Here is a 25086-nt window from a genome sequence, read left to right as displayed (position 1 = left end):
CTGGCCGCGCATCGCATGAGCCGCGATCAACGCATCACTTGAAGCCCGCCACCGCGTGCGGCACATAAGGTGCTTCCAGTTGCGCGATCTCTTCGGGCGTCAAATTTAGCGACAACGCTGCGACTGCATCGCTCACATGATGAGGCTTCGAAGCGCCGATGATAGGCGCGGTCACCGGCGCTCGTTGCGCCACCCAGGCCAGCGCGACCTGAGCGCGCGGAACGTTGCGTGCCTTCGCCACGGCCGCCACTGCCTCGACTACCGCGCGATCGCCATCATGCGTCTGATAAAGCGTGCTGCCGAACGTATCTGTTTGCTGACGCTCGGAAGTCGCATCCCAATCGCGCGTGAGACGTCCTCGTGCAAGCGGACTCCACGGCAGTACGCCGATGCCCTGATCCGCGCATAGCGGCAACATCTCGCGTTCTTCTTCGCGATAGAGAAGGTTCAAGTGATTCTGCATCGTCTTGAACTCAGTCCAGCCATTTGCGCGCGACGTATAGAGTGCTTTGCTGAACTGCCACGCATACATCGACGATGCGCCGATATAGCGCGCTTTACCGGCCTTCACGACGTCATGCAATGCTTCGAGCGTCTCCTCGATGGGCGTCGTATAGTCCCAGCGATGGATCTGATAGAGATCCACGTAATCGGTCCCGAGCCGTCGCAGGCTATTGTCGATCTCGTTCATGATCGCCTTGCGCGACAGCCCTGCGCCATTGGGACCCGGCCGCATGCGATTGAATACCTTGGTCGCAATCACGATGTCATCGCGCGTGGTCATTTCGCGCAACGCGCGTCCGACGATTTCTTCCGACGTCCCGTCGGAATACGTATTGGCAGTGTCGAAGAAATTAATGCCTGCATCGAGCGCTTGCTGAATGATGGGACGGCTCTTCTCTTCATCGAGCGTCCAGGGATGCGTGCCGCGTTCGGGAATACCGAACGTCATGCAGCCAAGGCACAGGCGCGACACTTCCAGACCAGTTGTACCGAGTTTCACGTAGTCCATCGGGATATTCTCCTTGCGGTCGAATGAGTTTAGAAAGATGGCGTCATCGCGTGTGAGGCCAAGACAATGACATTAGCGCAGGTTGCAATGCGCTGCTTGCCGCGACCTTGTCGTCCACACAAAGGAGTCGGTCATTCGCACAAAGAAAAGTGCCCGCGCGGTGGCGGGCACTCAAAGCTACGCGAATTAGAAACGGGATCGAATCAGGATCTCACCGGCTCCCCTTCTTCCATATCCTGCGGGCCCGATATGGTTTCGAGCGCCGTATCGTGATGCAGCAGCAACACCGCCGCCACGCCGATCAGCCCCGCCCCCGACAGACAGAGCAGGCCCGCGCCGAAGCCGCCCGTGCTGTCCTTGATCCAGCCCATCACATACGGACCGAAGAAGCCCGCCAGATTGCCGAGTGAATTGATAGCCGCGATGCCGCCCGCAGCCGCCGCGCCGGAAAGAAACGCAGCAGGCAAGGTCCAGATTACCGGCAGACAGCCGAAAATGCCGAAGCCCGCAATCGACAGCGCAATCATCTTGAGCACCGGATTATCGAGTCCGGCCGACGCTGCAATGCCTCCTGCGGCGACCAGAAGCGCGATCGCGACGTGCCAGCGTCGTTCGAGCTTGCGGTCCGAATGACGTCCCCACAGCACCATGCTGATGACGCCGACTGCATACGGCAGCGATGTTACGAAGCCGGTCTGTACGTTGCTCAAGCCGAATGCCTTGACGATTTGCGGCAGGAAAAAGCTCAAACCATAGTTGGTTGCATTGGCGCCGAAATAGATCAACGCAATGGCCAGCACGCGACGGTTGAAGAGCGCCTCTTTGACGCTGAACGAATGCACTGCCTCGCGATGCGCGCGCTCGTGCGCCTGCCGGTCCACGAGCCACTGACGCTCGTCGTCGGCAAGCCAGTGCGCATCCGCAGGCTTGTCCGTCAAATAGAAGTACACGACGAACGCGAGCAGCAGCGCGGGCAACGCCTCGATCAGATAGAGCCACTGCCAGCCCGCCATGCCATGAAGTCCGTCCAGTTGCAGAAGCGCGCCGGAGATCGGCCCGCCAATGACCGTGGAGAGCGGGATCGCAGCCATGAAGTATCCCACCACGCGTCCGCGATATTTCGCCGGGAACCACAGCGTGAGCAAGAAGATGATGCCGGGGAAGAAGCCGGCCTCGGCGACGCCCAGCAGGATACGCAAGCCATAGAACACGTACGCATTGGACAAGCCGGTCGCTTGCGCGATGTGCGGGATATACGCCATCGCCGCCGCCAGAATGCCCCATGTGAACATGATGCGGGCGATCCACCGCCGCGCGCCGAAGCGTTCGAGCAAGAGATTGGACGGGACTTCGAAAAAGAAATACGCGATGAAGAAGATGCCCGCGCCGAACCCGAATGCGCTCGCTGAGAAGCCGAGCGCCTTGTTCATCTGCAATGCAGCAAAGCCGACGTTGACGCGATCCAGATAGGCAACGAAGTAACACACGATCAGGAACGGAACGAGCCGTACCATCACGTGCTTCATGGTGCGAGTTTCAAGGTCCATCAATATCTCCTCCGAATGGGCAAGCGGCAGGTCGTTGATTTAGGTTACGACTTGCCAGCCTACTCTTTACAGAGGAAGTACAGAACTGGTGTTTAGCCTGTGCTGAAGAGGCGATCACACGCTTCGCGGGGGTCGACTGCCGCCTTTTTAAGGCATTTATGCGACCGGTAACATACCGGCGTACTCCGGTTCCGGTAATCCTTGCACACCGGGGCGCAAAGCGAAGACGCAACCATCGTCGTCGGTCGCGTTGACGGCCGGACGAATCGACGTGACGTAGAGCGTCGAGAGGTCGCCGCCGCCGAACGCACACATCGCCGGCTTGGCCGCGGGCAAGGCGATGGAGCGGTCCAGCTTGCCCTCTGGCGTGAAGCGCAGCAGGCGGCAGGCATCGTTGGCGCACGTCCAGTAACAGCCGTCCGCGTCGACAGCGGCGCCGTCGGGACGCCCCGCGTGATGATGCAGATCGGCGAACACGCGACGATTGTGCGGCGTGCCGGTGGCGACGTCGTAATCGAAGGCCCAGATCAGGCGCCGCGTCGGGTGGGAGTCGGACAAGTACATCGTGGCGCCGTCCGGCGAGAACGCGAGGCCGTTCTGCGTGACGAGCCCATCGACGACCGGCTCGGACAACACGCCGTCCGCGCCATAGCGATAGAGCGCACCCGCCGGGCTGGCGAGCGACATGTCCTGCACCATCGTGCCCGCCCAGAAACGCCCTTGCCGGTCGCAGCGCCCATCGTTGAAACGCATGCCGGGTGCGGCGAAACGGGGCGCGGCAAGGCGCGTAACCCGAGCTTCGCCTGCATGTTCCAGCGCCACCGCGTGGAGGCCGCTTTCCATGCCGGCGACGATCGCGCCCGCGGCATTGAATGCAAAACACGCGATCTGCTCGGGAAGCGTCCAGTCGGCGCGCCGCCCGCTTTCGACGTGCAGCCGCGCGATGCGTCGGTTCGGGATGTCTACAAAATACAACGCGCTGTCTTTTGCATGCCAGACCGGACACTCCCCGACCGTCGCGCGCCCGGCCGCCTCCAGCCGCTCGACGCGCGGCGCAGCGCTCATTGGCGGCGCTCCATCGGCTCGCCGAGAACGAACGCGCCGCCCTGAAACTGCTGCGCGGGATCGTCACGCTCGGCCGTCGGCGCGGTGACCGGGAAGCGGTCGTTGAACTCGGCCGAGCTGTCTTGCGGATTGAATCCGAGGAACGCCGCCTTCGTGTTGTCCCACCACTTCAGCGGATTGTTGGATGCGCCGTACACGATCGTGTGTCCGACGCGATTGGTGAACAGCGAGCAACGCACCAGTTCGATGAAATCCCGGTAACTGAGGTACGTGACCAGCATGCGCGGATTCTTGGGTTCCTCGAACGAAGAGCCGATGCGCAGGCACACCGTCTCTATGCCGAAGCGGTCGAAGTAATAACGCGACAGCGACTCGCCGAAGCACTTCGTCACGCCATAGAGGCTGTCGGGGCGCTGCGGCGCGTCGGCGTCGAGCACTTCGGTCACCGGATGAAAGCCGATTGCGTGATTCGAGCTCGCGAATACGACGCGCTTCACGCCATGACGGCGCGCGGCTTCATAGATGTTGTACGTGCCGCGGATGTTCGCTTCGATTAGATCGTCGAAAGGCGCTTCGACCGATATGCCGCCGAGATGCACGATCGCATCCACGCCTTCCACGAGGCGCATGACCGCGTCGCGGTCCGCGAGATCGACCGAGCTGACTTCTTCATGCGCTGCGGCATCGTCGAGCGGGGCGATATCGGATGCGCGTACGACGTCGGCCCACTGTGCAAGCGCGCCCCGCATCTGACGGCCGAGATTGCCGGCCGCCCCGGTCAGCAGCAGGCGCCGGAAGGGTTTCCCCGTTGCGTTGGTGTTGTTCATCGAAAGTCCTCTACTAAGATTGGATGCAATGCGGTAAAACGTTTTTCGGCTCTGTCGCGCTGGGCAATCGCCCGTCCGCGCTCAGCCGGCGGCTTGAATGCGGTATCCAAAACACCATTCTACGTCCCGATTTTCTGCGACAATTCGGAAACTTGGAAAACGCAAGAAAACGTTACCCGACATGAAAAAGACCTCTCCGACCATTCGCGATGTTGCCGCCGCTGCGGGCGTGTCGGTCGCGACGGTATCCAAATACATGAACGGCGCGCAGCGCTTTTCCGCGCCCGTGGAAGCGCGGCTCAAAGCCGCCATCGACTCGCTCGGCTACCGGTCCAACCCGCTCGCGCGCTCGATGATCACCGGCCGCACGCGCACCATCGGTCTCACCATCCTCGACATCAGCAATCCGCATTTCACGAACGTCGTCAAAGGCGCGAATCGCATTGCGCTGAGACACGATTACACGCTGCTGCTCGTCGATATCGACGAGAGCCAGGCGCGCGAGCGTCCGCTCATCGAGGCGTTGTCGCAGCGCGTGGACGGCCTGATCGTCAGTTCGCGCCTTTCCGACGATGACGCGCGCTGGATGCTCGATCTCGACAAGCCGGTCGTGCTCCTGCGCAATGCGGAGGCCCTGCCCATTCCGAGCGTCGGCATCGACAACCGCCTCGCCTCGCACATGCTCGCGCGGCATTTGCTCAATCTCGGGCATCGGCATATTGCATACCTTGGCTTCGGCCAGGCGCGTATCAACGATGAACGGATTCGCGGCGTGCGCGAATGTCTTCAAGAGGCAGGACTCGAACTCGATGTCCACGATGCGCACGCTCCGACCTCGCTTGCCGGCGAACACGCCTGCTCGCGCGTCATGCTCGGCCCGAAGCGCCCCCAGGCGGTGATCTGCTACAACGACCTGATCGCGCTCGGCTTCATGAAGGAAGCCGCGACGCTCGGCATTCGCGTGCCTCAGGACGTCTCGGTCACGGGCATCGACAACGTGCCGTACGGCGCATACGCCGCGCCCGGACTCACCACCGTCGATATCCAGAGCGAGAAGATGGGCGAACTCGCGATGCAAAAGCTGATCGACGCGCTCGCCGGCCATCCGGACCCCGGCAACTCCATGTTCGAGCCGCGCTTGATCGTGCGCGAATCGACGGCTCCGGCCGCGGCGATGACGACCGAGTGAGGCGCGACGCATCGTGGCGATGTCGTTCACGATGCGTCGCACGATGCGCTCAGGCGTCGAGTTTCGCGGGCGCCATCTTCGGCGTCAGCACATGCATGACGGCGAACGCGACGAGGTAAGCCAGCGCGCCGATCGCAAAGAGCGCCCAGTACTGACCGGTACGCTGCAGAACCTGGCCGATGACTTCCGAGAACAGCACGCCGCCGATCGACCCTGCCATTCCGCCGATACCGACCACGGCACCCACCGCGCGACGCGGGAACAAGTCGGAAGCCGTCGTGAAGAGATTCGCCGACCATCCCTGATGCGCCGCCGCCGCGAGTCCGACGATCGCCACCGCGAGCCATAGATCGTGCACCTGCGAAACGAATGCAATCGGCAGCACACAGCATGCACAGATCAACATCGCCGTTTTGCGTGCTGCATTCACACTCCAGCCCGCGCGCAGCAGCGCCGATGAAATCCAGCCGCCGCCGATACTGCCCACCGTGGTGATCGCATAGATCACGACGAGCGGCAGGCCGATGTGCTGCATGTCCATGCCGCGCGATTCGTTCAGCCACTTCGGCAGCCAGAACAGGTAGAACCACCACACCGGGTCGGTCAGGAACTTGCCGATGAGGAACGCCCACGTTTCGCGCTTGCGGATCAGCACCCTGAAGCCGGGCGCGCCCGCCTTCGCATGGCCGGCGTCGGCGGCTTCTGCTTCGTCTTTCTCGTGCGAGAGATCGTCTTCGTGCGTGCGGCTGTCCGGCTGGCGATACATGAAGAACCAGACCACGAGCCAAACGAGGCCAATCGCGCCGACGATCACGAATGCCGCGCGCCAGCCCATCGCCACCGCGAGCGCCGGAATGATGGCGGGCGCGAACACCGCGCCGATATTCGCGCCTGAATTAAAAATGCCAGTGGCGAGCGCGCGCTCGTGGCGCGGAAACCATTCGGCCGTCGTCTTGATCGCGGCCGGGAAGTTGCCGCCCTCGCCGATGCCGAGCAGCGCGCGAACCATCGCGAATCCCATCACCGAACCGACCGCCGCATGCAGCATCGCGGCCAGGCTCCAGACGAACATCGCCAGTGCGTACGACAGACGCGTGCCCAGCCAGTCGACGATGCGTCCGAAGCACAACAGCCCGACCGCGTAGAACGCCGAGAACGCGATGACGATGCGCCCGTACTGAATCTGCGTCCAGCCGATGTCATGCTGAAGCAGAGGCGCGAGCAGACCCAGGATCTGCCGGTCCATGTAGTTGATGACGGTCGCGAAGAAGAGCAGCGCACACACGATCCACCGATACCTGCTGGCAGTGCGTGCGACGCCGACGACGGCTGTTTGCATGAATGTCTCCGGTACGCGGCGGCGCTCGTCGTGCCGCGTGTCTGTTCGTGAAGGCGACGGGCGCCGTTTGCATGCGTCGGCGAGGACCGCCGCGCTGCGCTTGTTTGGAAAACGTTTTTTCGAAGGATATAGCGATTGGACCGGCGACGCCTACCCCGGGACTTACCCTAACCAGTAACACGAGAAGCCAGACGTTGGCGCCGTTGCGGAAACTGACTGTTAATCGTTTTTCCGACGAAGCGTCACGCTGGCGTTTTGCATGCCGAACGCTGCATGCAAAATGCCGACGCAAGAGCCTTGGTCGGCGGTTCTGAGCACGGCGTGGCGACCTAAAGAAGACCCAACCGGTTAAAGCAGCGTCCACTTTTTGCCGATAGATACCGGACACCTTCCCAAGATCTAAGTACTTATGCTCTTCCAACGTCTCGCCCGCATGAATGCCGGGACCCAATTTGCCGTTCTGGCATGCACGCTCGCGGCCATCGTCGTCGCCTGTTTCACGCTCGCTGTGACGCGCTCCGCCGGCGAGCAAGTCGACGCTCACGCGCTCGCTCGCGTGGAAAGCGACAATCGCTCGATCGTGACCATGATCCGTCTGTACGACACCGCAGTGAACGCAGAGGTCACGCGCTTCATGACCCTGTTCTCGCATCGCCTGCCGAACGATTTCGCGCTCGACGACACGCATACCGTCGATGTCGCCGGCGCTGCGACGCCGCTCTTGAGCGCGGGCGACAAGCCTTTGAACGGCGACTTCTCCATTCCCGATGCGTTTCTGGAAGAAAGCGGCGCAATTGCGACGATCTTCGCCCGCACCGGAGACGACCTCGTCCGCGTGACCACGTCGCTCAAGAAGCAGGACGGATCGCGCGCCGTGGGCACGATGCTCGACCGCAAGGGACCCGCTTACGGTCCGGTGCTCGCCGGGAAAAGCTATATCGGCATGGCCGCGCTCTTCGGCAAGCAATACATCACCGAATACAAGCCCGTGAAAGATGCGGCAGGCCGCGTGATCGGCGCGCTTTTCGTGGGCGTCGACGTGACCGCTGAAATGGCCGCGCTGCAGAACGACATTCGCAAGTTGACGGTTGGCGAGAGCGGCTATCACTTCGTCGTCGATGCGTCGAGCGGGCCGAACCGCGGCAAGCTGCTCGTGCACCCCGGCAACGAGGGGCAAGTGGCGGATGAGCGCGTCGCACCGTTCGGCCGCATGCTCGAGACGCGCGAAGGCCAGCTCGCCTTCGATGGCGCCGACATTCCCGGCGCGGATGCGCATGTCCACGGCGGCGTGAAGGAGATCGTCTTCACAACGGTGCCGGAATGGAACTGGATGATCGGCGGCATCGCCTACCGCGATGAATTGCTCTCCGGCATTCGCGCGAGCCGCAATCGCTTCCTGTTGCTCGGCCTCGTCGTGATCGCCGCGCTCGTCGGCGCGCTGCTCTATGCCGTGTCCAAGCTCGTTGGCGCTCCTATCGACGAAATCACGCGCGCTTCCGAACGCATCGCAGCGGGCGATCTGACCGTGCGCATCGACACGGCGCGCCAGGACGACATCGGGCGTCTGATGCGCTCGATCGACGGCGTGTCGCAAGGGCTCGCGGGCATCGTCGCGCAAGTGCGCAGCGCATCCGCCGATATGACGGACGGCACCGCGCGCATCGCGTCCGGGAGCAGCGACATCGCATCGCGTATCGCGACGCAGGCATCGAGCGTCGAAGAAACTGCGGCGAGCATGGAACAGATCACCTCGACTGTTCAGCAGAACGCAGCGAACACCGAGCAGGCGGGCACGCTCGTGGCAACTGCATCGGACGCGGCACGCGCGGGCGGCGAAGCCGTGGCGCGCGTCGTCGAGACGATGAGCGAGATCGACGCATCCGCCCGACGCATCGCCGACATCACCGCGACGATCGAGGGCATCGCGTTCCAGACGAATATTCTGGCGCTCAACGCTGCGGTCGAGGCGGCGCGCGCCGGCGAACATGGCAAGGGCTTTGCGGTCGTCGCATCGGAAGTGCGGGCGCTGGCTCAGCGCAGTGCCGGCGCGGTCAAGGAAATCGAGGCGTTGATCTCGGAGTCCGCGACCAGAGTCTCGCACGGCTTCAAGATGGCGGAAGAAGCGAGCAGCACCATGCGCGGCATCGTCGATCATGTCGCGCGCGTGAATGCAATCGTCGGCGAGATCGGCGTCGCTTCGCGCGAGCAGGCTTGCGGTATCGAGCAGGTCAACACGGCCGTGATGCAGATCGGCGAAGCGACGCAGCAGAACGCGTCGCTCGTTGGGGAAGCAGAGCACTCGACCGCCGAACTGCGCGAGCAGGCCGAACGGCTCGCACACGCAGTCAGCATGTTTCGCGTGTGACAAACCCGTGTCGTTGAACGTCAGCGCAACTCGCCGCTGTGGATGATGATGGACACGCGAAGCTGCCTCATCCGCCAAGACACGGCGCTGTGCGCCAATGCGCAGTGTGGCACTTTACTTGCTCTCCTGCTTCGCAAGCCCCATGCTGCGCAACTTGACCTGCAGACGGCGACATAGTATTTAAACGACGACCACCCATCCGCCCTTTTGACAGGCTAGGATGCAAGGAGCCAGTGAATCGACGCATCGGCGTGAATCTCAGGCTCATTCGGGGAACCCACCGCAGCGAAGATGCTCTATTGCGTGGCGCGGTTGACATGATGTGCATCACATCGGGGCATGCGCTTCGATGCAAAGGCATCGACTGGCTCGTCCACTGTCTTTCGACATGCGACCGGGTCCGCCAGCATCTATAACTAGACATCGCAACCAGCAACGTGCCGCTTCTCGTGCGGCATGACACGCTAATGTGTGCGATGCGATCGACCACAAGATTCGTCCGGGGAGCGCGACGTTTCGCGCCACGGCGTCGCCGTCGCGGCGGCGCTTCCTTCAACCCGATTTATGACGGAGCGTCCCTATGTCTCTCGAGCGTGTCCCGGTGTCAGACACAAGTCCGCTGCTCACCATCGTGGTTGCAGCCTATAACGTCGAGGGGTACATCGAAGAAGCGCTCGAGTCGCTACTGAGCCAGCCACACATCGACGCGATGCGCATCATCGTCGTCGACGACGGGTCTCATGACGAGACCAACTCCGCAGTCCAACTCATGATCGAGCGCGACGGCGGCGCGCATATCCAGCTCATCCGGCAGCAGAACGCCGGCGTGAGCGCCGCACGCAACCTCGGCCTTGCCGCGGTGACGACCCCGTACGTCGGCTTCCTGGACGGCGACGATATTTACCTCAAGGGATTCACCGAGGCCATCATTCCGCGCCTCGCGGAAGGTAAATACGACATGGTCGAGTACAACGTGAGCATCATCGACGACGAGGGGCGTCAGCTGGACGAACTCGTTCTGGTGAGCGAAACGGAGGGCGGCGATCATCCGGTGGATCGCAGCGCGCGACTGCATTTTGCCGATACGTTCCACACGTTCGTCTGGGCGCGCGTCTATCGCACGGAACTGTTCGAGACGGTACGGTTTCCCGTTGGACGCCATTACGAAGACATGGCGATCATGCCGTCTCTCTATCTTCGCGCGAAACGCTTCTATCGCATTGCAGAGCCGCTGATTGGTTATCGCAGACGGTTCGGCAGCATCACGCAGAAAGCCACGCTGCACGATATGCGCGATCTGCAGGTGAACGGCGTCGAGGCGCTCGCGCGCTGCGACGGCGGCGAGATGGACGATTACTGGCTCGCCGTATTCGACAAGGTCTTCCAGCGCGCGTGCCACGTCTGCGCGCGCGTCGATCGGGCATCGTTTCGCGAGGCTTCGGAAATACTGTCCGACATGGCGGCCGACCACCGCAGCACGCGCGCAAGGCTTGCCGAGCGCAATGGACGTCCAGTCGTCGAACTCAAGCCCTTCGATCTCAATGTGCGCGCCGACCGGTCCATTCACTTTCTCAAGTCGCTCGTGAAGAAAGTGCTGAGGCGCAGCCTCGATCGGCGTCAGCGGGAGCGGCGCCCCGTCAGAAGAGAGCGGCTGCGGATGACCGAACGTTCAGGCGCCTGAAAGTCGCGTGAGGCCGCGCGGGCGAGCGTTGCGCGTTTCGCAGTAAACTGCACGCATGGAAAAGTGCCCCTATTGCGAAAGAATCCGCGACGAATGGGACTGTCACGGACAAACATGCCGCACCGCTATCGCCCGCGCGCTGCGCAGGCAGCGCATGGGCTTGCCCATGGTTCCCAAAGTCATACGTAACGAGATTCCTGCCGGCGCATCGACGGGCGAGGTCATCGCCCAGTTGTCGCGGCAGCGTCTGCGCGCGCGCCGCGCCAACGAGGAGCGCCGCGAGCGCAAGGCCGCCGACGATCTGGATGTCTGAACGTGAAAGCGCTCGCTCGATTCAGCAGGCGTCGAGTACGGCGCGAAAACCGTCGGCGGTGAAAGGCTTCAGGAAGTAGCCGTCGAAGTGCTCGTGCAGTTCGTTTCTATGCCGGTCGTCGCCGGTGACCGCCACGACGCACGCAAGCTGGCTCGGGCCCGCAGCCCGCAAGCGCCGGCACAGGTCGCGCCCATCGACGTCCGGCAGGCCGATATCGATGAAGATGGTGTCGTAGCGGTTCTCTGCTGCCAGCAGCATCGCCTGATGACCGTCGTAGGCCACGTGCGCGACGTGTCCGAGAGACACGGCAAGGTCTCTGAATGCATCGCAAAGACGGGCGTCATCTTCTACAAACAGGACGTACATGTTCGGTCATCCGGAAGGCGTGGGTTCGCGTCGCGCTTGACGCCGAGGCGTCACGCCAGAACGCACGCAAGAACCGAGCCATTTTTCTCGCGGTGTAATCCGGCGCTGGAATCATGCCGCGAAAGCGGCTGCGCTCAAGGCAGGAATGGCATTGAACGCAGGCTTCGCGAAGAAATAGCCCTGCATCAGGCGCACGTCGTTGGCCATGAAGAAGTCGCGTTCGCCCTTCGTTTCGATGCCCTCCGCGATCACGCGAATGCCGAGGTCGCGGCATATGGCGAGCACACCTAGCACGATGCGCTGCTGCACCGAATCGGTGTCGATGCCGCGCACCAGTTCCATGTCGAGCTTGATCAAGTCCGGCTGAAAGTCGACGAGCAAGGTCAGGCCCGAGTAGCCGGCGCCGAAATCGTCGATAGCCGTCTGGAAGCCGAATCGCTTGTAGGCGCGGAAGATATCGACCAGATGCGGCCGGCTGATGATGTTCTCGCCTTCGACCGTCTCGAAGATAATGCGCTCGATCGGAAAGCCGTGCTTCTCCGCGGCGTCGAAGGTGCTTCGAATACACGCTTGAGCCCGATAGACCGCGTTCGGCATGAAGTTGATGGAAAGAAGGCCGTCGAGCCCGATTTGCACAGCCTGCGCGATGGCGGTCGTGCGGCAGCGTTGATCGAAGTCGTAGCGGTTGCTGTCGCTGACTTGCGAGAGCACCGTGCCCGCCGGTTCGCCATTCGGGCCGCGCACCAACGCTTCGTGCGCATACGGCGCCCCTGCGGCGACGTCGACGATCGGTTGAAACGCGAACGCAAACTCGAGCGCTGGATCCGCGTCGGTTTTGCAACCGGCGCAGCCTGGCGAGGCCGCGTAAACGGCAATGTGGCTCGGCTTGCTCCGCTCGATCTTCATCTGATGGATGTCTCCCGCAAGTTTTTCCGCTTTGAACTCGTTAGGACATCATAGTGGCAGGTTGCGCTAGTCCTTCAGCGCATCGTCCGGCGAAAGGCTCAGGTGACATCGCATGCCGTGAAGCCGCGCAGCGTCGACATAGCCGCGCGCGACCATCAGCTTCAACGCGTCGCGCGTCGCTTGCGGGCCGCACAGCAGCGCCGCCTTGGCATCGGCATCGAGTTCCAATCTCGCAAGGCGCGCGTCGGCACGCGCCCGCCATGCCTTTCGTGACGCGATCACAGTGAGCGCTAAGCACGCACCGGGAATGGACACTTGCCAGAGCTCGGCTTCCGGCAACGACGCAAACAGAGCGCACGACACCGCGAAGAGCAAGCTCACGAACAACACGATCGCCGCGAAGTCCGCAAGCAACGCTGCGCGCTGCGTCGCATGCGCGACTTCGTGCGCGAGCACGAGGCGAAGCGCACGCTCGGGCAAATCGAGCGTGCGCGTATCGATCTCGATGCGATTGAACAAGGCGTCATAGCACGGACCGCACGACGTCTCCACGAACCGGACGCCAGGCGTCGCGATGCCCAGCGCCTGCGCATAATGCGCGACGAGCCGCGATGCCAGTTGGGCCGTCTTGTCCATGTCGCAACGTCATTCCACGGGATTGTCGCTCCAGGCGCTGCGCGCTTGCCACGCGTCGAGGTCACGCGCGAGCCGCGCGAGCTTGCCGCGCACCAGTTCCATGCCGGCGTTGCCGAGCACGAGATGCGCGGGCGGCTCAGGGGATTCCACCGCCTCGATGATGACCTGCACGGCGCGCACCGGGTCGCCCGGCTGCTTGCCGCTCGTCTGCGCGATGCCCGCGCGGCGGCGGCCCGCGACTTCGGCGTAGTCGTCGATCGGCTTGCCGGTCTGACGCAGGGAGCGCCCCGCCCAGTCCGTGCGGAACGGTCCCGGCTCGACTGCCGTCACCTTGATGCCGAGCCCTTCCGTTTCGCGCGCCAGCGCCTCGCCGAGCCCCTCCAGCGCGAACTTCGTCGCCGCGTAATAGCCGCTGCCCGGATTGCCGACAAGGCCGCCCACCGACGTGATGTTGACGATATGCCCCGCGCGGCGCTCGCGCATGCGCGGCAGGACCGCGCGGATCATCGCGGCCGCGCCGAAGAAATTGGCTTCGAACATGGCTCGCACTTCGTCGTCCTCGCCTTCTTCCACTGCCGCGAGATAACCGAAGCCCGCGTTGTTCACGAGCACATCGATACGGCCGAACGCTTCATGCGCGGCAGCGACGGCGGCGGCAACGTGGTCCGCGCGAGTCACGTCCAGTTGCACGGGAAGCGCGCGGCCCTGCCCGCGTTCGATGATATCGGTGACGCTTCGCGGATCGCGCGCCGCGACCACCGCCCGCCACCCGCGATCGATGACGGCCGTGGCGAGTTCGCGCCCGAAGCCGGTCGAGCAACCTGTGATGAACCACACCGGTGATTCGCTGCCTGATGCTGACATTAGGTTCTCCGTGAAAGATGGCGGTATGTCAGTCATTCTGAGCGCAATGCCGTGAACGTGCTCACGACGCTGCCGCTGTACGGCGTAATGGGCATATCTAATGCCTCTCGAACTAAAAGCGGCAAATTGAACCGACACCTGAGAGAGGCCAAGTAATTTTGTTTATTGTGACGTGCGTAAGTCCACATGCTTAGCAGAAACGCGTATTGGACCAAAATCCCGAGTCATGGTAAAAATGTATTCGCTCGACATCACGGGCGCATCTTCAACGAAATTCGTCTCTTAGGGTTGGAAAAATGGCAACAGGTACCGTCAAGTGGTTCAACGATGCAAAGGGTTTTGGTTTCATTACGCCGGATGACGGCGGTGAGGACCTGTTTGCACATTTCTCCGAAATCCAGTCCAAGGGTTTCAAGTCGCTTCAGGAAAACCAGAAGGTGAGCTTCGAAGTCAAGCAAGGCCCCAAGGGCAAGCAGGCTTCGACGATCCAGCCGCTGTAAGTAATCAGCAGGCTGCCTCGGCGCACGACGGCCCTTCGGGGCCGTTTGTTTTTTGCGCTGTAGTTTCTTTTCCAAGCCGATGACGCCGCTTAATCAGCGTCGCGACAAAGCCGATAAGTCAGTAGAATTCACGCATCACATTCAAAGCTGCATTCGAGAGCAGCGACACTCCTGGACTTCCATTGGCGTGAATCCGCGAAGCAGCCAAGAAAAGCGCCGTGTCTGGCCACGGTACACCGCATACGCGTTGTTCGTCATGCTTTCGTGTGTGTTCGCTAGCGCACACGCGCAATCGTTTGCTTTGAATGCACGCGCAGCGCGTTTTGTGAGCGCTGTCGTGATGGACGACTTCCATACGGCTCAATCAGGCGGCGGTTATCTGTTCTCCTATGACGCTCACGAGACGGATGCCACGCTCAAGATGAAACTCGCGCGCTGGTTTTCCGGCGCCGATCCCGACGCGATCCGTATGGCTCCTGCCGAGAAGCGAACGCTCTTCGGCTTTTATTGGGCAGCGAGCATGATGTCCGAGAAGTCGGCGTGTTTCGACTCCATCGCGCAGGCCGCTTGCAGCGAAGAGCTCGGCGCGTGGATGGCGCGCGAAGCGGCCGACGACCCCCGTTTCGTCCGCGCGTATGAATCGGCGGTGAAGTCCCTTGGCTTGCCGCCTTATGCAAGTCCGCTTCAATGAGCGGCCGGCTCGGCTGAAGTTTATGCGGCGTTTGATCGGAATGTTCGCGGGCCCACGCGATCTTCGCGGCCACGCTCGCGAGCACGGACAGCGCCCCAATCGTCTCCAATAGCGCGGCAATCATGATGTCTCATCGATGCGAAAGCATCGGTCCATACGTTCGCACGAAGAATGCGATGGTGATGCCCGCGCTCAATAGCAGCGTTCCGGCCCGGATCGCGCCAGGCGGCGCCCGACGCCCCAGCTGCGCGCCGCTATATCCGCCCGCGATGGCCGCGACGAGCATCGCAAGGGTCTCCGGCCAGCGCACGGCATGCGCGAGCGCGAACGTCACCACCGCGACCGAGTTCGCCGCGCTGACGAGCAACGTGCGCGGCGCGTTCAGGCTCTTGAGATCGCGCGCGTCGAGCAAGCCCCAGACGGCCATCATCATGATGCCGACCGCGCCGCCAAAGTAGCCGCCATAGATGCCGAGCGCCAACTGAATCGCGAGAACCGACGGCGCGCCGATGCGCCACCGTCGCCGCAACGCTTCGCCAAGCGTGCGACCGAATGCGAGCGCGAGACTCGCGCAGAGCATGAGCCACGGCAATAAAAACGAGAACGTGGACGACGACGTGCGCAGTAGCAATGCCGCGCCGATCAGCCCGCCGATCACGGTGATGAAAAGCATCGCGCGAAGCGACACCGGGCCGACCGGGCTCAAGCCGTCGCGGTACGCCCACGCGCTGACCACGCCGCCGGGAAAAAGCGCCACGGTCGACGAAGCGTTCGCCTGAACCGGGGGCAAGCCCGCTGCAATGAGCGCGGGCAGGCTCACGAACGAGCCGCCGCCCGCCAGCGCGTTCATCGCGCCCGCGAGGAAACCCGCGCCTGTCACAACGATAAGAGGTTCCATGCGGCAGATCGTAGCGGGCGGCCTGCGCGCTTACAATCTGGCAATTCCAATGCGAGGCTTCGGCGCGACCGAAGGCACGGCATGCGCTTCGACCTTACCGACATGCGGCTTTTTCTGACCGTGATCGAGCGCGGCAGCATCACGGCGGGCGCGCAGGCCATGCATCTCGCGCTGGCATCGGCGAGTGAACGCATCGCGGGCATGGAAGCGGCGCTCGGCGCGCCGCTTCTCGAACGCAATCGCCGGGGCGTGCAGGCGACCGCCGCGGGCGAAGCGTTCGTGCGGCATGCACGCATGATTCTGGCTCAGGTCGAACAGATGCGGGGCGAGCTGCGTCATTACGCAACCGGTCTCAAAGGCCGCATCAAGCTGCTGTCGAATACGGCTGCCCTCGCCGCCTTCCTGCCCATGCAACTCGCGCGCTTTCTCGCGGCGCATCCCGATCTCTCCATCGATCTCGATGAACGGCCGAGCGTCGACATCGTGCAGGCACTCGCCGAAGGCCGCGCGGACCTGGGCATCGTGGCCGATATCACCGACCTCGCCAGCTTGCAGACGCATGTGATCGCGCAGGATCAACTGGTCGTGGTCGCGCACCGCGCGCATCGCGTGGCGCAGCAACCGGCTGCGGCGTTCGCGGATATCGTGAGCGAAGCGTACGTCGGACTCGCGGATGCCGCGCTGGAGATGCATCTTGCCGAACGCGCGTCGCGGCTCGGCAAGCAACTGGACTACCGCATTCACATGCGCAGCCTCGACAACGTCGGCATGCTGGTCGAAGCGGGCATCGGCATCGCGATTCTTTCGGATGTATCGGCGCAGGCGTTGCGGCGGCCCGGTCTCGCGATCGTGCCGCTATTGGAGCCTTGGGCCACGCGCCGTCTGCTGCTCTGCGCACGCGCTTTCGATGCGCTGACGCCTCACGCGAGTCTGCTCGCGCATCAACTGATCGAGGCTGCGGCCTAGAACGCCCGCCCGACGATCAATGGATCGACCGGACCGATGGTCCTGATATCGCGATTCGCATACGGCAGGCGATGCAGCACATAGCGCATGGCATTGAGGCGCGCGCGCTTCTTGCAATCGGAGCGCACGACGGTCCACGGCGTATCGGCGGTATCGGTGTGCGCGAACATGGCTTCCTTCGCGGCGGTGTAGTCGTCCCACTTGTCGAGTGACGCGAGGTCCACGGGACTGAGCTTCCACTGCTTCAGCGGATGCACTTCACGTTCCTTGAAACGGCGGCGCTGCTCCGCGCGGCTCACGGAGAACCAGAACTTGATGATATGCACGCCGCTTTGCGTGAGGTGCCGCTCGAATGCCGGCACCTGCTGCATGAAGGCGTCGTACTCCTGATTCGTGCAGAAGCCCATTACGCGCTCGACGCCTGCGCGGTTGTACCATGAACGGTCGAACAGCACGATCTCGCCGGCAGTGGGAAGGTGTTCGACATAGCGCTGGAAATACCATTGCCCTCGTTCGCGTTCCGAAGGCTTCTCCAGCGCCACGACGCGCGCGCCGCGCGGATTCAGATGCTCCATGAAGCGTTTGATGGCGCCGCCTTCGCCGGCCGCATCGCGCCCTTCGAACAGGATCACGACGCGTTGACCCGTCTCCCTCACCCACGCCTGCAGCTTCAGCAATTCGACCTGCAGCCGGTACTTCTGCTTCTCGTACGCCTGACGCGACATGAGATGCTTGTACGGATAGTCCCCGTGACGCCAGCCGGCCGACAGTTCTTCGTCCTGACGCTGCCTGCGCGATGCCGGCGCTCCCACGAGCGATGTGGCCTCGAAGAGATACGCGCGCAAGGTGGCTGCCTCGTCCGGAGACAGACCGCCTACGATGGCTTTGAGCGTGTCGATGCGCGTTTCGGTGCTTTCGCTGTTCGAGGCGGCATACGCGAGCACGTCCGCCATGCCGCTCGTGATGAGTTCATTGGCCGCATCGACTGCGTCCTGCGTTTCCTGCTTGAGAATGGCCTCGGACGCTTCGGCAACGCTCACGTCGCCGTCCTGTTCTTGCGGATTGCGTCCGGAATTTCGTTCCGCGGAGGTCCCGGTTGGTCTTGCGTTTTTCAAAGTCCTTCTCTCCCTAATGCCGCAGCGTATGCGGCGGCGCATGCGCAAGCCGTCTCGTCAAGCCGCTTGGGCGGCACGGCGTAATACGACGTACAGCTTGTCTTTCAGCAGCAGCTTTTCCTTCTTCAACGCCTCGACGGCGAAGGGATCGGCTGGCGTGACGCCGGTTTCCATGTTGCGAATTTCATGATCGAGCGCATTGTGCCGCTCGAAGAGCTTCGCAAAGTGCGCGTCTTCGGTCTTGAGCCGGGAAATCAGGTCACGGTATTCGGGAAACATGCTGCGATTCTCCAATGCGGTTCAAACGAAAGTGTTGCTCAACACTACGTAGTACATCTTACCGATTGGCGAAGCTGTTTCGTCCATCGCAGGCTGCTTCGATGCTGCGTGATTTCGCCGCATCGTAACGCGGCAGCGAGGCGCCGCACGCGAGGCGTAGGCGAAAACCCCTCTGCACGCCAACTCATCCGCCGCGCACAATGGTTTTTTGGGGACGACGCGTCCCGCAGGGAGACATCATGAAGACAACTTTCACGTCGGTGGTCGCATTCGCGATCGGCGCGGGCGGCCTCGCTTTCGCCACCGGCTCGCAAGCCGATAATTCCGCTGCCCACAAACTCGGGCAGATCGGCGTCATCAACCAGACGCTTCAGCCCAAGCCGACGAAATCGGCGCCCGCGTATTCGAACTCCAATTCGACCTCCACCGGAAGCTCTTACGGAAACACGGCGAACGCCGTGAACGGCCAGAACCCGTCGAATGCGGCCGCGAACACGGGCGCTGCCGCTCGCGCAGGCGCAGCCGCAGGCAGCGGCAAATAGACCAGACGGCTCCGCTTTGCGCGGAGCCGGTGCGCTTCGTTATCATGTTCCGCCGATCGGGCGGACGCCCCCGGTCGGTTTCGAACGCGAACGTGCCGGCGGCCAGGAGCGCATGGAATGAACCTCCGGGGATTGCAGTGCTTTATCGTGCTCGCTGAGGAGCTCAACTTCAGCCGGGCAGCAGAACGCCTGCACATTGCGCAGCCCGCGCTTTCGCAACAGATCCGTTCGCTCGAAGAACGTCTCGGCAGCCAATTGGTGGATCGCGGCAGCCGGCCTTTGCGTCTCACGGAAGCGGGCAGCTATTTCTATACGGAAGCGCGGCAGATTCTCGAACGCTGCGAGCAGGCGACGCTCGGCGTGCGCGCGATCGACGCCGGCACGCTCGGCTGGCTTGCCATCGGCTTTACCCGTTCGGCCATGTATAGCGTGCTGCCGCCGGCGCTCAAGGCATTTCACGCAGCGTATCCGAAAGTCGAGCTGAAGCTCTTCGAAATGTTGACCGAAGAACAAGCCGATGCCTTCCGCGATGCGCGCATCCATATCGGCATCGGGAGACAGGCGCCGGACCGGCCCGGCTGCGCGACGCGCACGCTGTTGCAGGAACGCGTGATGGCCGTACTCGCATCCGATCATCCGCTCGCGAAACGCGACACGGTTCGCATCGACGAACTCGCGCAGACGCCGCTCATCGTTTACCCGAAGCATCCCGCCGCGCAGTTTCCGCGCTTCATCGCTTCGCTGTATCGCGATGCGGGCGCCACGCCCAACGTCGCGCATGAGGCATACGAGATACAGACCGCCATTGCGCTCGTCGCCGCAGGACTGGGCGTCACGTATGTAGGCGAATCGGTGGCGCTGCACGGCCGCTCCGACGTCGTCTATCGGCATCTCGCGGGACCGGGCGCGGCGCACGTCACGTCGCTCACGGCGACCTTTCGAAGTACTGACGCCTCGCCGCACGTGGAGGCGTTTCTTGCGTGCCTTCCTCTTGCCGACACGCCACGCTGACCGAACACGGCAACGCTCAAGCCCACCGCTATAAGCAAAAGCCTATGGAAGCATGCGCAATCCGTCTTGGACGGCGGACAAGTCGCGTCCCTATGATGAACGTTCGTGGCCGAAGCGAAGAATGCACTCGCCTGGGACCATGAAACAGCTTTCGAACAGCCATCAAACAGACCATCGAACGACGTCGGCCAAGAAGCCGGCGCATGGAGACGACGATGACACGCGCGCCTGCTTCCGAGATCGAGTCCGCGACCGCATCCGCGACGATGCACAAGGTGTACCGCCGCCTCATGCCGTTGCTCTTCGCGATGATGTTCTTCAATTATCTCGATCGCATCAACATCGGCTTCGCGGCGCTCGACATGAATCACGCGCTCAACTTCAGCCCCGCCGTATTCGGCTTCGCGGGCAGCGTGTTCTTCGTGGGCTACATGCTCCTCGAAGTGCCGAGCAACCTGCTCTTGCATCGCGTGGGCGCGCGAAGATGGATCGCGCGCATTCTCATCACGTGGGGCGCGGTCGCGGCGGCGACGGCCTTCGTCTTCAACGACACGAGCTTCTATACCGTGCGCTTTCTGCTCGGCGTCATGGAAGCGGGCTTTCTGCCGGGCGTGGCCGTCTATCTGACGAAGTGGTTTCCCGAGCGCTACCGGGCGCGCGCAGTGGGCGGCTATATCATCGCGGGCTCTTTCTCGGCGGTATTGGGCGGTCCCATCTCGACGGCGCTCATGACCTATGCCAACGGCCTGCTGGGCCTCGCGGGCTGGCAATGGATGTTCATCTGCGAAGGCGTGCCCGCCATCCTGCTCGGTCTCGTCACGCTCAAAGCAATGCAGGAGCGCCCTGCCGATGCGGACTGGCTCACGGCCGAAGAGAAGCAATGGCTCGAAAGCACGCTTCAGGCGGAACGCAAGCAGCTCGGCGGCGACGCGCATGTGTCGATGTGGCGCGTAGCCGGCGATATCCGCGTGTGGAGTCTTGCCTGCCTCTTCGGGTGCGCGCTTGTCGGCATCTACGGGCTCTTTCTGTGGCTGCCGCAGATCGTCAAGGGACTCGGCCATCTCACGAACATCGAAGTGGGCTTTCTGTCGGCGGCGCCGCCGCTCCTGGGCGTGCTCGGCACGTTCATCATCAGCCGCAGTTCGGACCGCACGGGCGATCGCAAGAAGCACCTCGCCTTCGTCTATGGCATGAGCGCGGTGGCGATCGCCGCGAGCGCCTACGCGCCCTCGCCCGTCATCGCGTATGTGCTGCTGTGCGTGACCGGTCTTTTCATCTATGCGGGCAATCCGCTGTTCTGGAGCCTCGCTGCCTCGTTTCGCACGGGCGCGGCCGGCGCCGCGACGATCGCGCTCATCAACACCATCGCCCAGTTCGGCGGGCTCGTGGGACCGTGGAGCATCGGGCTCGTGCGCAACGCGACCGGCAATTTCAAGTTCGCGCTCGTGACCATCGCGGCCTTCCTCGTCGTCGCGACGATCATTGCGCTCGTCATGCGCGTGCGTCCATCCGACGATGCAGCGGTCGAAGAACGCACCGACGACGCGCGCCGCAGCGCCTGAGCATTCGTTTCGAATCCACGATACTTACACGAGCCATCCATGATTATCGACTGTCACGGTCACTACACCACTTCGCCGCCGGAACACGAGGCCTGGCGAGCGCGCCAGATACAGGCGCTCGCCGACGGCACGCCGGTGCCGCCCCGCCCGCGTATCAGCGACGATCAGATCCGCGAGACCATCGGCAATGCGCAACTCAGGGTGCAACAGGAGCGCGGCATCGACCTGACGATCTTCTCTCCGCGCGCCGCCGGCATGGGCCATCACCTGGGCGATGCACAGGCCAACGCGGCATGGTCGAGCGAATGCAATGACCTGATTCATCGCGTCGTGTCGTTGTTTCCGCAGCATTTCATCGGCGTGTGTCAGTTGCCGCAAGCACCGGGCGTCGATCCGAGGAACTGCATTCCCGAATTGCGGCGCTGTGTCGAAGAGTTGGGCTTTATCGGCTGCAATCTCAATCCGGACCCGTCGGGCGGTCACTGGTCCGGTCCGCCGATGACGGACCGTTATTGGTACCCGCTCTACGAAGCGCTGGTCGAGCTGGACGTGCCCGCGATGATTCACGTGTCCTCGTCGTGCAACCCGAACTTCCATGCAACGGGCGCGCATTACATCAACGGCGACACGTCCGTCTTCATGCAACTACTCACCGCAGACCTGTTCGCCGATTTCCCCACGCTCAAGCTCGTCATTCCGCATGGCGGCGGCGCGGTGCCATATCACTGGGGACGCTATCGCGGGCTCGCGCAGGACATGAAGCGCCCGCTTCTGTCCGACTACCTGCTCAACAACGTGTTCTTCGATACCTGCGTCTATCACCAGCCCGGCGCCGAACTGCTTGCGCGCGTGATACCCGCGAAGAACATTCTCTTCGCTTCCGAAACCATCGGCGCCGTGCAAGGCATCGATCCCGAGACAGGCCATCACTTCGACGACACGCGCCGCTATATCGACGGCATTCGCTGGCTCAGCGACGACAACAGGCAACGCATCTTCGAAGGCAATGCGCGCGCCGTGTATCCGCGCCTTGCCGCCCGGCTCGAACAGCACACATCAATACAAGGAGTCGCATGATGAATCGTCCCGGATGGCGGCACAATCCGTCCGCGCCGCAAGCGAGCGCCGAGTTGCTCGACGCGCTCGCGTCGCTTGCCGTATCGCTCTTGTCGGACAACATGGCGCGCGCGTCGGGGACGGTTGGCCTCGTGCCTTACCATCGGCCGCGCGTCATGGCGGGCACGGCGGTGACCGTGCGCACGCGTCCCGGCGACAACCTCGCGATTCATGCCGCATTCGATTTCTGTCGCCCCGGCGACGTGCTCGTGATCGACGGCGGAGGCGACCTGCATCAGGCGCTCATGGGCGACATCATGGCCAGCTACGCGGAAAGTATCGGCGTCCGGGGTCTGGTCATCGACGGCGCGATACGCGATGTCGCTTCGCTGCGCGCCCGCGACTTTCCGGTGTACGCGCGCGGCGTCACGCATCGCGGGCCGTACAAGAACGGCCCCGGCGAGATCAATGTGCCCGCCACCGTCGGCGGCATGGTGGTGCATCCGGGCGATATCGTCGTCGGCGATGAAGACGGCGTGCTCGCCATCGCCCAAGCCGACGCGCAAGACGTGCTTCAAGGCGCCCGCGCTCAAGGAATCAAGGAGGCGCAGGCGTTGCGTTCGATCTCCGAGGGCGCGTTCGACCGGTCGTGGGTGAACGGCCAGATCGAGCGGGCGATGAAGGTCTAGTCGAGTGACTGCGCATAGGTATCTGAAGTCATCAGTAAAAGCGCCCGGTTCTCGACGCGCCGCCCGCCTTTGCGCGGCGCACCTCGGGCCGAATTCGCACGACAGTTCGCAGGCCAGACTGACGGTCGCCTTGCAAAATATGCTCAAGCTTTCTTAATCGTTGCACGCGAAGCCATTCAAATAATCAAAATCAGGTTATCGTTTGCGCGGCTTTTTCGCTCGGTAATGTCGAAGGCATACTGTGCCTACATACAAATAGATGCTGAGAGAAAGCTATGTACGGGGAATCGAGAACACTTTACTTTGCAGGACGCGCAGCGTCGGACGATCTGACCGAACGTCTACATGCGCGTGGCTGGGCCATCGAATACGTGACGCCTGCCAAGCCGCCTAAACCCGCCAAGCACGACAAGCGGGCCGCGGCAGGCATCATCGATCTGACGCGCCGTGGCTATGCCGAGGACACGGCCGCGCTCGTCGGATTACTTTCGAGTCAACGCATCGGCTGGGTCGCGACCGTCGACCCGGATCATGCGGAAAATCCCGATATTTCCCGCCTGATCCGCGATTACTGCTTCGACTACGTGACGCTGCCGTCGGCATCGGACCGCATCGTCGATGCGGTGGGCCATGCATACGGCATGGTCTCGCTGCACGACGCGGCCTCCAACGATGCCTACAAGACCGATGGCCAGGAAGTCGGGATGGTCGGCACCTGCGAAGCGATGCAGGCCCTGTATCGCTCCATCCGCAAGGTTGCCATGACCGATGCGCCGGTCTTCATCTCGGGCGAATCGGGCACGGGCAAGGAACTGACGGCGCTCGCCATTCACGCGCGTTCGGCGCGGCGCGACCAGCCGTTCGTTGCAATCAACTGCGGTGCGATTCCGCCGCATCTCTTGCAGTCCGAGCTCTTCGGCTACGAACGCGGCGCGTTCACCGGCGCGAACCAGCGCAAGATCGGCCGCGTCGAAGCGGCGGACGGCGGCACCCTCTTTCTGGATGAAATCGGCGATCTGCCGCTGGAAAGTCAGGCGAGCCTGCTGCGCTTTCTTCAGGAACGCAAGATCGAGCGCCTTGGCGGGCAGACGTCGACGGCGGTGGACGTGCGCATCATTTCGGCCACGCACGTCGACATGCAAACCGCGATGCTCGAAGGACGCTTTCGCGCGGACCTGTACCACCGTCTATGCGTCTTGCAGATCGACGAGCCGCCGTTGCGCGTACGCGGCAAGGACATCGAGCTGCTCGCCAACCACATGCTCGAACGCTTCAGGCGCGATGCGAGCCGACGCTTGCGCGGATTCTCGCCCTGCGCCATTGCCGCGCTTCACAACTACGCCTGGCCCGGCAACGTGCGCGAGCTCATCAATCGCGTGAGGCGCGCCATCGTCATGAGCGAAGGTCGGCAGATTCTCGCGAGCGATCTCGAACTCGGCGACTACGTGGAAGCCGCGCCGACCACGCTTGCGCAGGCGCGCGAAGCGGCCGAGCGGCAGGCCATCGAGGTGGCGCTCTTGCGGCATCGCGGACGGCTCGGCGAAGCCGCCGACGAGCTCGGCATCTCGCGCGTCACGCTGTATCGGCTGCTCACGGCCTACGGGCTGCGCGCGAAAGAAGAGCGCACGTTGCAGGTATCGAGCGCTTAAAGCCGCACGGCGACGCGC

Annotated in this window: 25 protein-coding genes; 13 read left to right on the top strand and 12 right to left on the bottom strand. The window is 62.9% G+C overall.

The window, feature by feature from the left end; genetic code table 11:
• Nucleotides 1–34: 34 nt before the first annotated feature.
• The 4 genes from HWX53_RS25570 to HWX53_RS25555 form a co-directional block, all read right to left on the bottom strand.
• Nucleotides 35–1012, bottom strand: a complete 978-nt coding sequence (locus HWX53_RS25570) for an aldo/keto reductase (protein ID WP_175946088.1) — start codon at nt 1010–1012, stop codon at nt 35–37.
• A 203-nt stretch (nt 1013–1215) separates the two neighbouring features.
• Nucleotides 1216–2559, bottom strand: a complete 1344-nt coding sequence (locus HWX53_RS25565; protein ID WP_175946086.1) for an MFS transporter — start codon at nt 2557–2559, stop codon at nt 1216–1218.
• A 156-nt stretch (nt 2560–2715) separates the two neighbouring features.
• A complete protein-coding gene (locus HWX53_RS25560) occupies nt 2716–3624 on the bottom strand; it encodes an SMP-30/gluconolactonase/LRE family protein (protein WP_175946083.1) in 909 nt (302 codons plus the stop codon).
• Nucleotides 3621–4451 carry an NAD(P)-dependent oxidoreductase gene (locus HWX53_RS25555; protein WP_175946081.1) on the bottom strand — a complete coding sequence of 277 codons (831 nt, stop codon included), beginning with the start codon at nt 4449–4451 and terminating at the stop codon, nt 3621–3623. The genes HWX53_RS25560 and HWX53_RS25555 overlap by 4 nt, the downstream gene beginning before the upstream one ends.
• 181 nt (nt 4452–4632) lie before the next feature.
• Here HWX53_RS25555 and HWX53_RS25550 point away from each other — a divergent pair, with 181 nt between their 5' ends.
• On the top strand, nt 4633–5640 hold the full coding sequence (locus tag HWX53_RS25550; protein WP_175946079.1) for a LacI family DNA-binding transcriptional regulator: 1008 nt from the start codon (nt 4633–4635) through the stop codon (nt 5638–5640).
• A 49-nt stretch (nt 5641–5689) separates the two neighbouring features.
• On the opposite strand, the gene HWX53_RS25545 is transcribed toward HWX53_RS25550, so the two are convergent.
• Nucleotides 5690–6979 carry an MFS transporter gene (locus HWX53_RS25545; protein ID WP_175946077.1) on the bottom strand — a complete coding sequence of 430 codons (1290 nt, stop codon included), beginning with the start codon at nt 6977–6979 and terminating at the stop codon, nt 5690–5692.
• Nucleotides 6980–7412: 433 nt separating this feature from the next.
• Here HWX53_RS25545 and HWX53_RS25540 point away from each other — a divergent pair, with 433 nt between their 5' ends.
• The 3 genes from HWX53_RS25540 to HWX53_RS25530 all read left to right on the top strand — a co-directional run bounded on the left by HWX53_RS25540 (nt 7413) and on the right by HWX53_RS25530 (nt 11338).
• Nucleotides 7413–9344 (top strand): methyl-accepting chemotaxis protein, encoded by a 1932-nt coding sequence (locus HWX53_RS25540; protein ID WP_244140269.1) that lies wholly within the window; start codon nt 7413–7415, stop codon nt 9342–9344.
• Nucleotides 9345–9945: 601 nt separating this feature from the next.
• Nucleotides 9946–11025, top strand: a complete 1080-nt coding sequence (locus HWX53_RS25535; RefSeq protein ID WP_241270096.1) for a glycosyltransferase — start codon at nt 9946–9948, stop codon at nt 11023–11025.
• A gap of 55 nt (nt 11026–11080) precedes the next feature.
• A complete protein-coding gene (locus HWX53_RS25530; protein ID WP_175946071.1) occupies nt 11081–11338 on the top strand; it encodes a hypothetical protein in 258 nt (85 codons plus the stop codon).
• Between the two features lie 21 nt (nt 11339–11359).
• Here HWX53_RS25530 and HWX53_RS25525 read toward each other — a convergent pair whose 3' ends face one another.
• From HWX53_RS25525 to HWX53_RS25510, 4 genes are all read right to left on the bottom strand, one after another.
• Entirely contained in the window at nt 11360–11704 is a 345-nt protein-coding gene (locus tag HWX53_RS25525; RefSeq protein WP_159832771.1) for a response regulator, read from the bottom strand.
• Between the two features lie 111 nt (nt 11705–11815).
• A complete protein-coding gene (locus tag HWX53_RS25520; protein ID WP_175946068.1) occupies nt 11816–12610 on the bottom strand; it encodes an EAL domain-containing protein in 795 nt (264 codons plus the stop codon).
• A 66-nt stretch (nt 12611–12676) separates the two neighbouring features.
• Nucleotides 12677–13246: a M48 family metalloprotease gene (locus HWX53_RS25515; RefSeq protein ID WP_175946066.1), complete on the bottom strand. Its 570-nt coding sequence runs from the start codon at nt 13244–13246 to the stop codon at nt 12677–12679.
• A 9-nt stretch (nt 13247–13255) separates the two neighbouring features.
• A complete protein-coding gene (locus tag HWX53_RS25510) occupies nt 13256–14110 on the bottom strand; it encodes an oxidoreductase (protein WP_175946064.1) in 855 nt (284 codons plus the stop codon).
• Nucleotides 14111–14406: 296 nt separating this feature from the next.
• Between HWX53_RS25510 and HWX53_RS25505 the strand changes: the two genes are divergently transcribed.
• A complete protein-coding gene (locus tag HWX53_RS25505) occupies nt 14407–14610 on the top strand; it encodes a cold-shock protein (protein WP_008347993.1) in 204 nt (67 codons plus the stop codon).
• 79 nt (nt 14611–14689) lie between these two features.
• Nucleotides 14690–15301 carry a hypothetical protein gene (locus HWX53_RS25500; protein WP_244140268.1) on the top strand — a complete coding sequence of 204 codons (612 nt, stop codon included), beginning with the start codon at nt 14690–14692 and terminating at the stop codon, nt 15299–15301.
• Between the two features lie 130 nt (nt 15302–15431).
• Here the strand turns inward: HWX53_RS25500 and HWX53_RS25495 are convergent, their stop codons facing one another.
• Entirely contained in the window at nt 15432–16199 is a 768-nt protein-coding gene (locus HWX53_RS25495) for a sulfite exporter TauE/SafE family protein (RefSeq protein ID WP_175946061.1), read from the bottom strand.
• An 81-nt stretch (nt 16200–16280) separates the two neighbouring features.
• Here HWX53_RS25495 and HWX53_RS25490 point away from each other — a divergent pair, with 81 nt between their 5' ends.
• Nucleotides 16281–17165, top strand: a complete 885-nt coding sequence (locus HWX53_RS25490; RefSeq protein ID WP_175946059.1) for a LysR substrate-binding domain-containing protein — start codon at nt 16281–16283, stop codon at nt 17163–17165.
• Here HWX53_RS25490 and ppk2 read toward each other — a convergent pair.
• Nucleotides 17162–18205 (bottom strand): polyphosphate kinase 2, encoded by a 1044-nt coding sequence (ppk2, locus tag HWX53_RS25485; RefSeq protein ID WP_244140267.1) that lies wholly within the window; start codon nt 18203–18205, stop codon nt 17162–17164. The two genes, HWX53_RS25490 and ppk2, sit on opposite strands and share 4 nt — an antisense overlap.
• A gap of 132 nt (nt 18206–18337) precedes the next feature.
• Nucleotides 18338–18559 (bottom strand): YdcH family protein, encoded by a 222-nt coding sequence (locus tag HWX53_RS25480; protein WP_175946055.1) that lies wholly within the window; start codon nt 18557–18559, stop codon nt 18338–18340.
• A gap of 239 nt (nt 18560–18798) precedes the next feature.
• Here HWX53_RS25480 and HWX53_RS25475 point away from each other — a divergent pair, with 239 nt between their 5' ends.
• From HWX53_RS25475 to HWX53_RS25450, 6 genes are all read left to right on the top strand, one after another.
• The gene (locus tag HWX53_RS25475) at nt 18799–19101 is read left to right on the top strand and encodes a hypothetical protein (RefSeq protein ID WP_175946053.1); all 303 of its coding nucleotides are present in this window, start codon (nt 18799–18801) and stop codon (nt 19099–19101) included.
• 117 nt (nt 19102–19218) lie between these two features.
• Nucleotides 19219–20112: a LysR family transcriptional regulator gene (locus HWX53_RS25470; RefSeq protein WP_175946052.1), complete on the top strand. Its 894-nt coding sequence runs from the start codon at nt 19219–19221 to the stop codon at nt 20110–20112.
• Between the two features lie 203 nt (nt 20113–20315).
• Nucleotides 20316–21674 (top strand): MFS transporter, encoded by a 1359-nt coding sequence (locus tag HWX53_RS25465; RefSeq protein WP_244140266.1) that lies wholly within the window; start codon nt 20316–20318, stop codon nt 21672–21674.
• 39 nt (nt 21675–21713) lie between these two features.
• Nucleotides 21714–22751, top strand: coding sequence for an amidohydrolase family protein (locus HWX53_RS25460; RefSeq protein WP_175946051.1), 1038 nt, complete (start codon nt 21714–21716; stop codon nt 22749–22751).
• Nucleotides 22751–23419 carry an RraA family protein gene (locus tag HWX53_RS25455; RefSeq protein WP_175946245.1) on the top strand — a complete coding sequence of 223 codons (669 nt, stop codon included), beginning with the start codon at nt 22751–22753 and terminating at the stop codon, nt 23417–23419. The genes HWX53_RS25460 and HWX53_RS25455 overlap by 1 nt, the downstream gene beginning before the upstream one ends.
• A 275-nt stretch (nt 23420–23694) precedes the next feature.
• The gene (locus HWX53_RS25450) at nt 23695–25068 is read left to right on the top strand and encodes a sigma-54 dependent transcriptional regulator (protein WP_175946050.1); all 1374 of its coding nucleotides are present in this window, start codon (nt 23695–23697) and stop codon (nt 25066–25068) included.
• Nucleotides 25069–25086 lie beyond the last annotated feature (18 nt).

Source organism: Caballeronia sp. BCC1704 (assembly GCF_902833455.1).
GTDB lineage: Bacteria > Pseudomonadota > Gammaproteobacteria > Burkholderiales > Burkholderiaceae > Caballeronia.
This window is presented reverse-complemented; position numbering and strand designations above follow the sequence as displayed.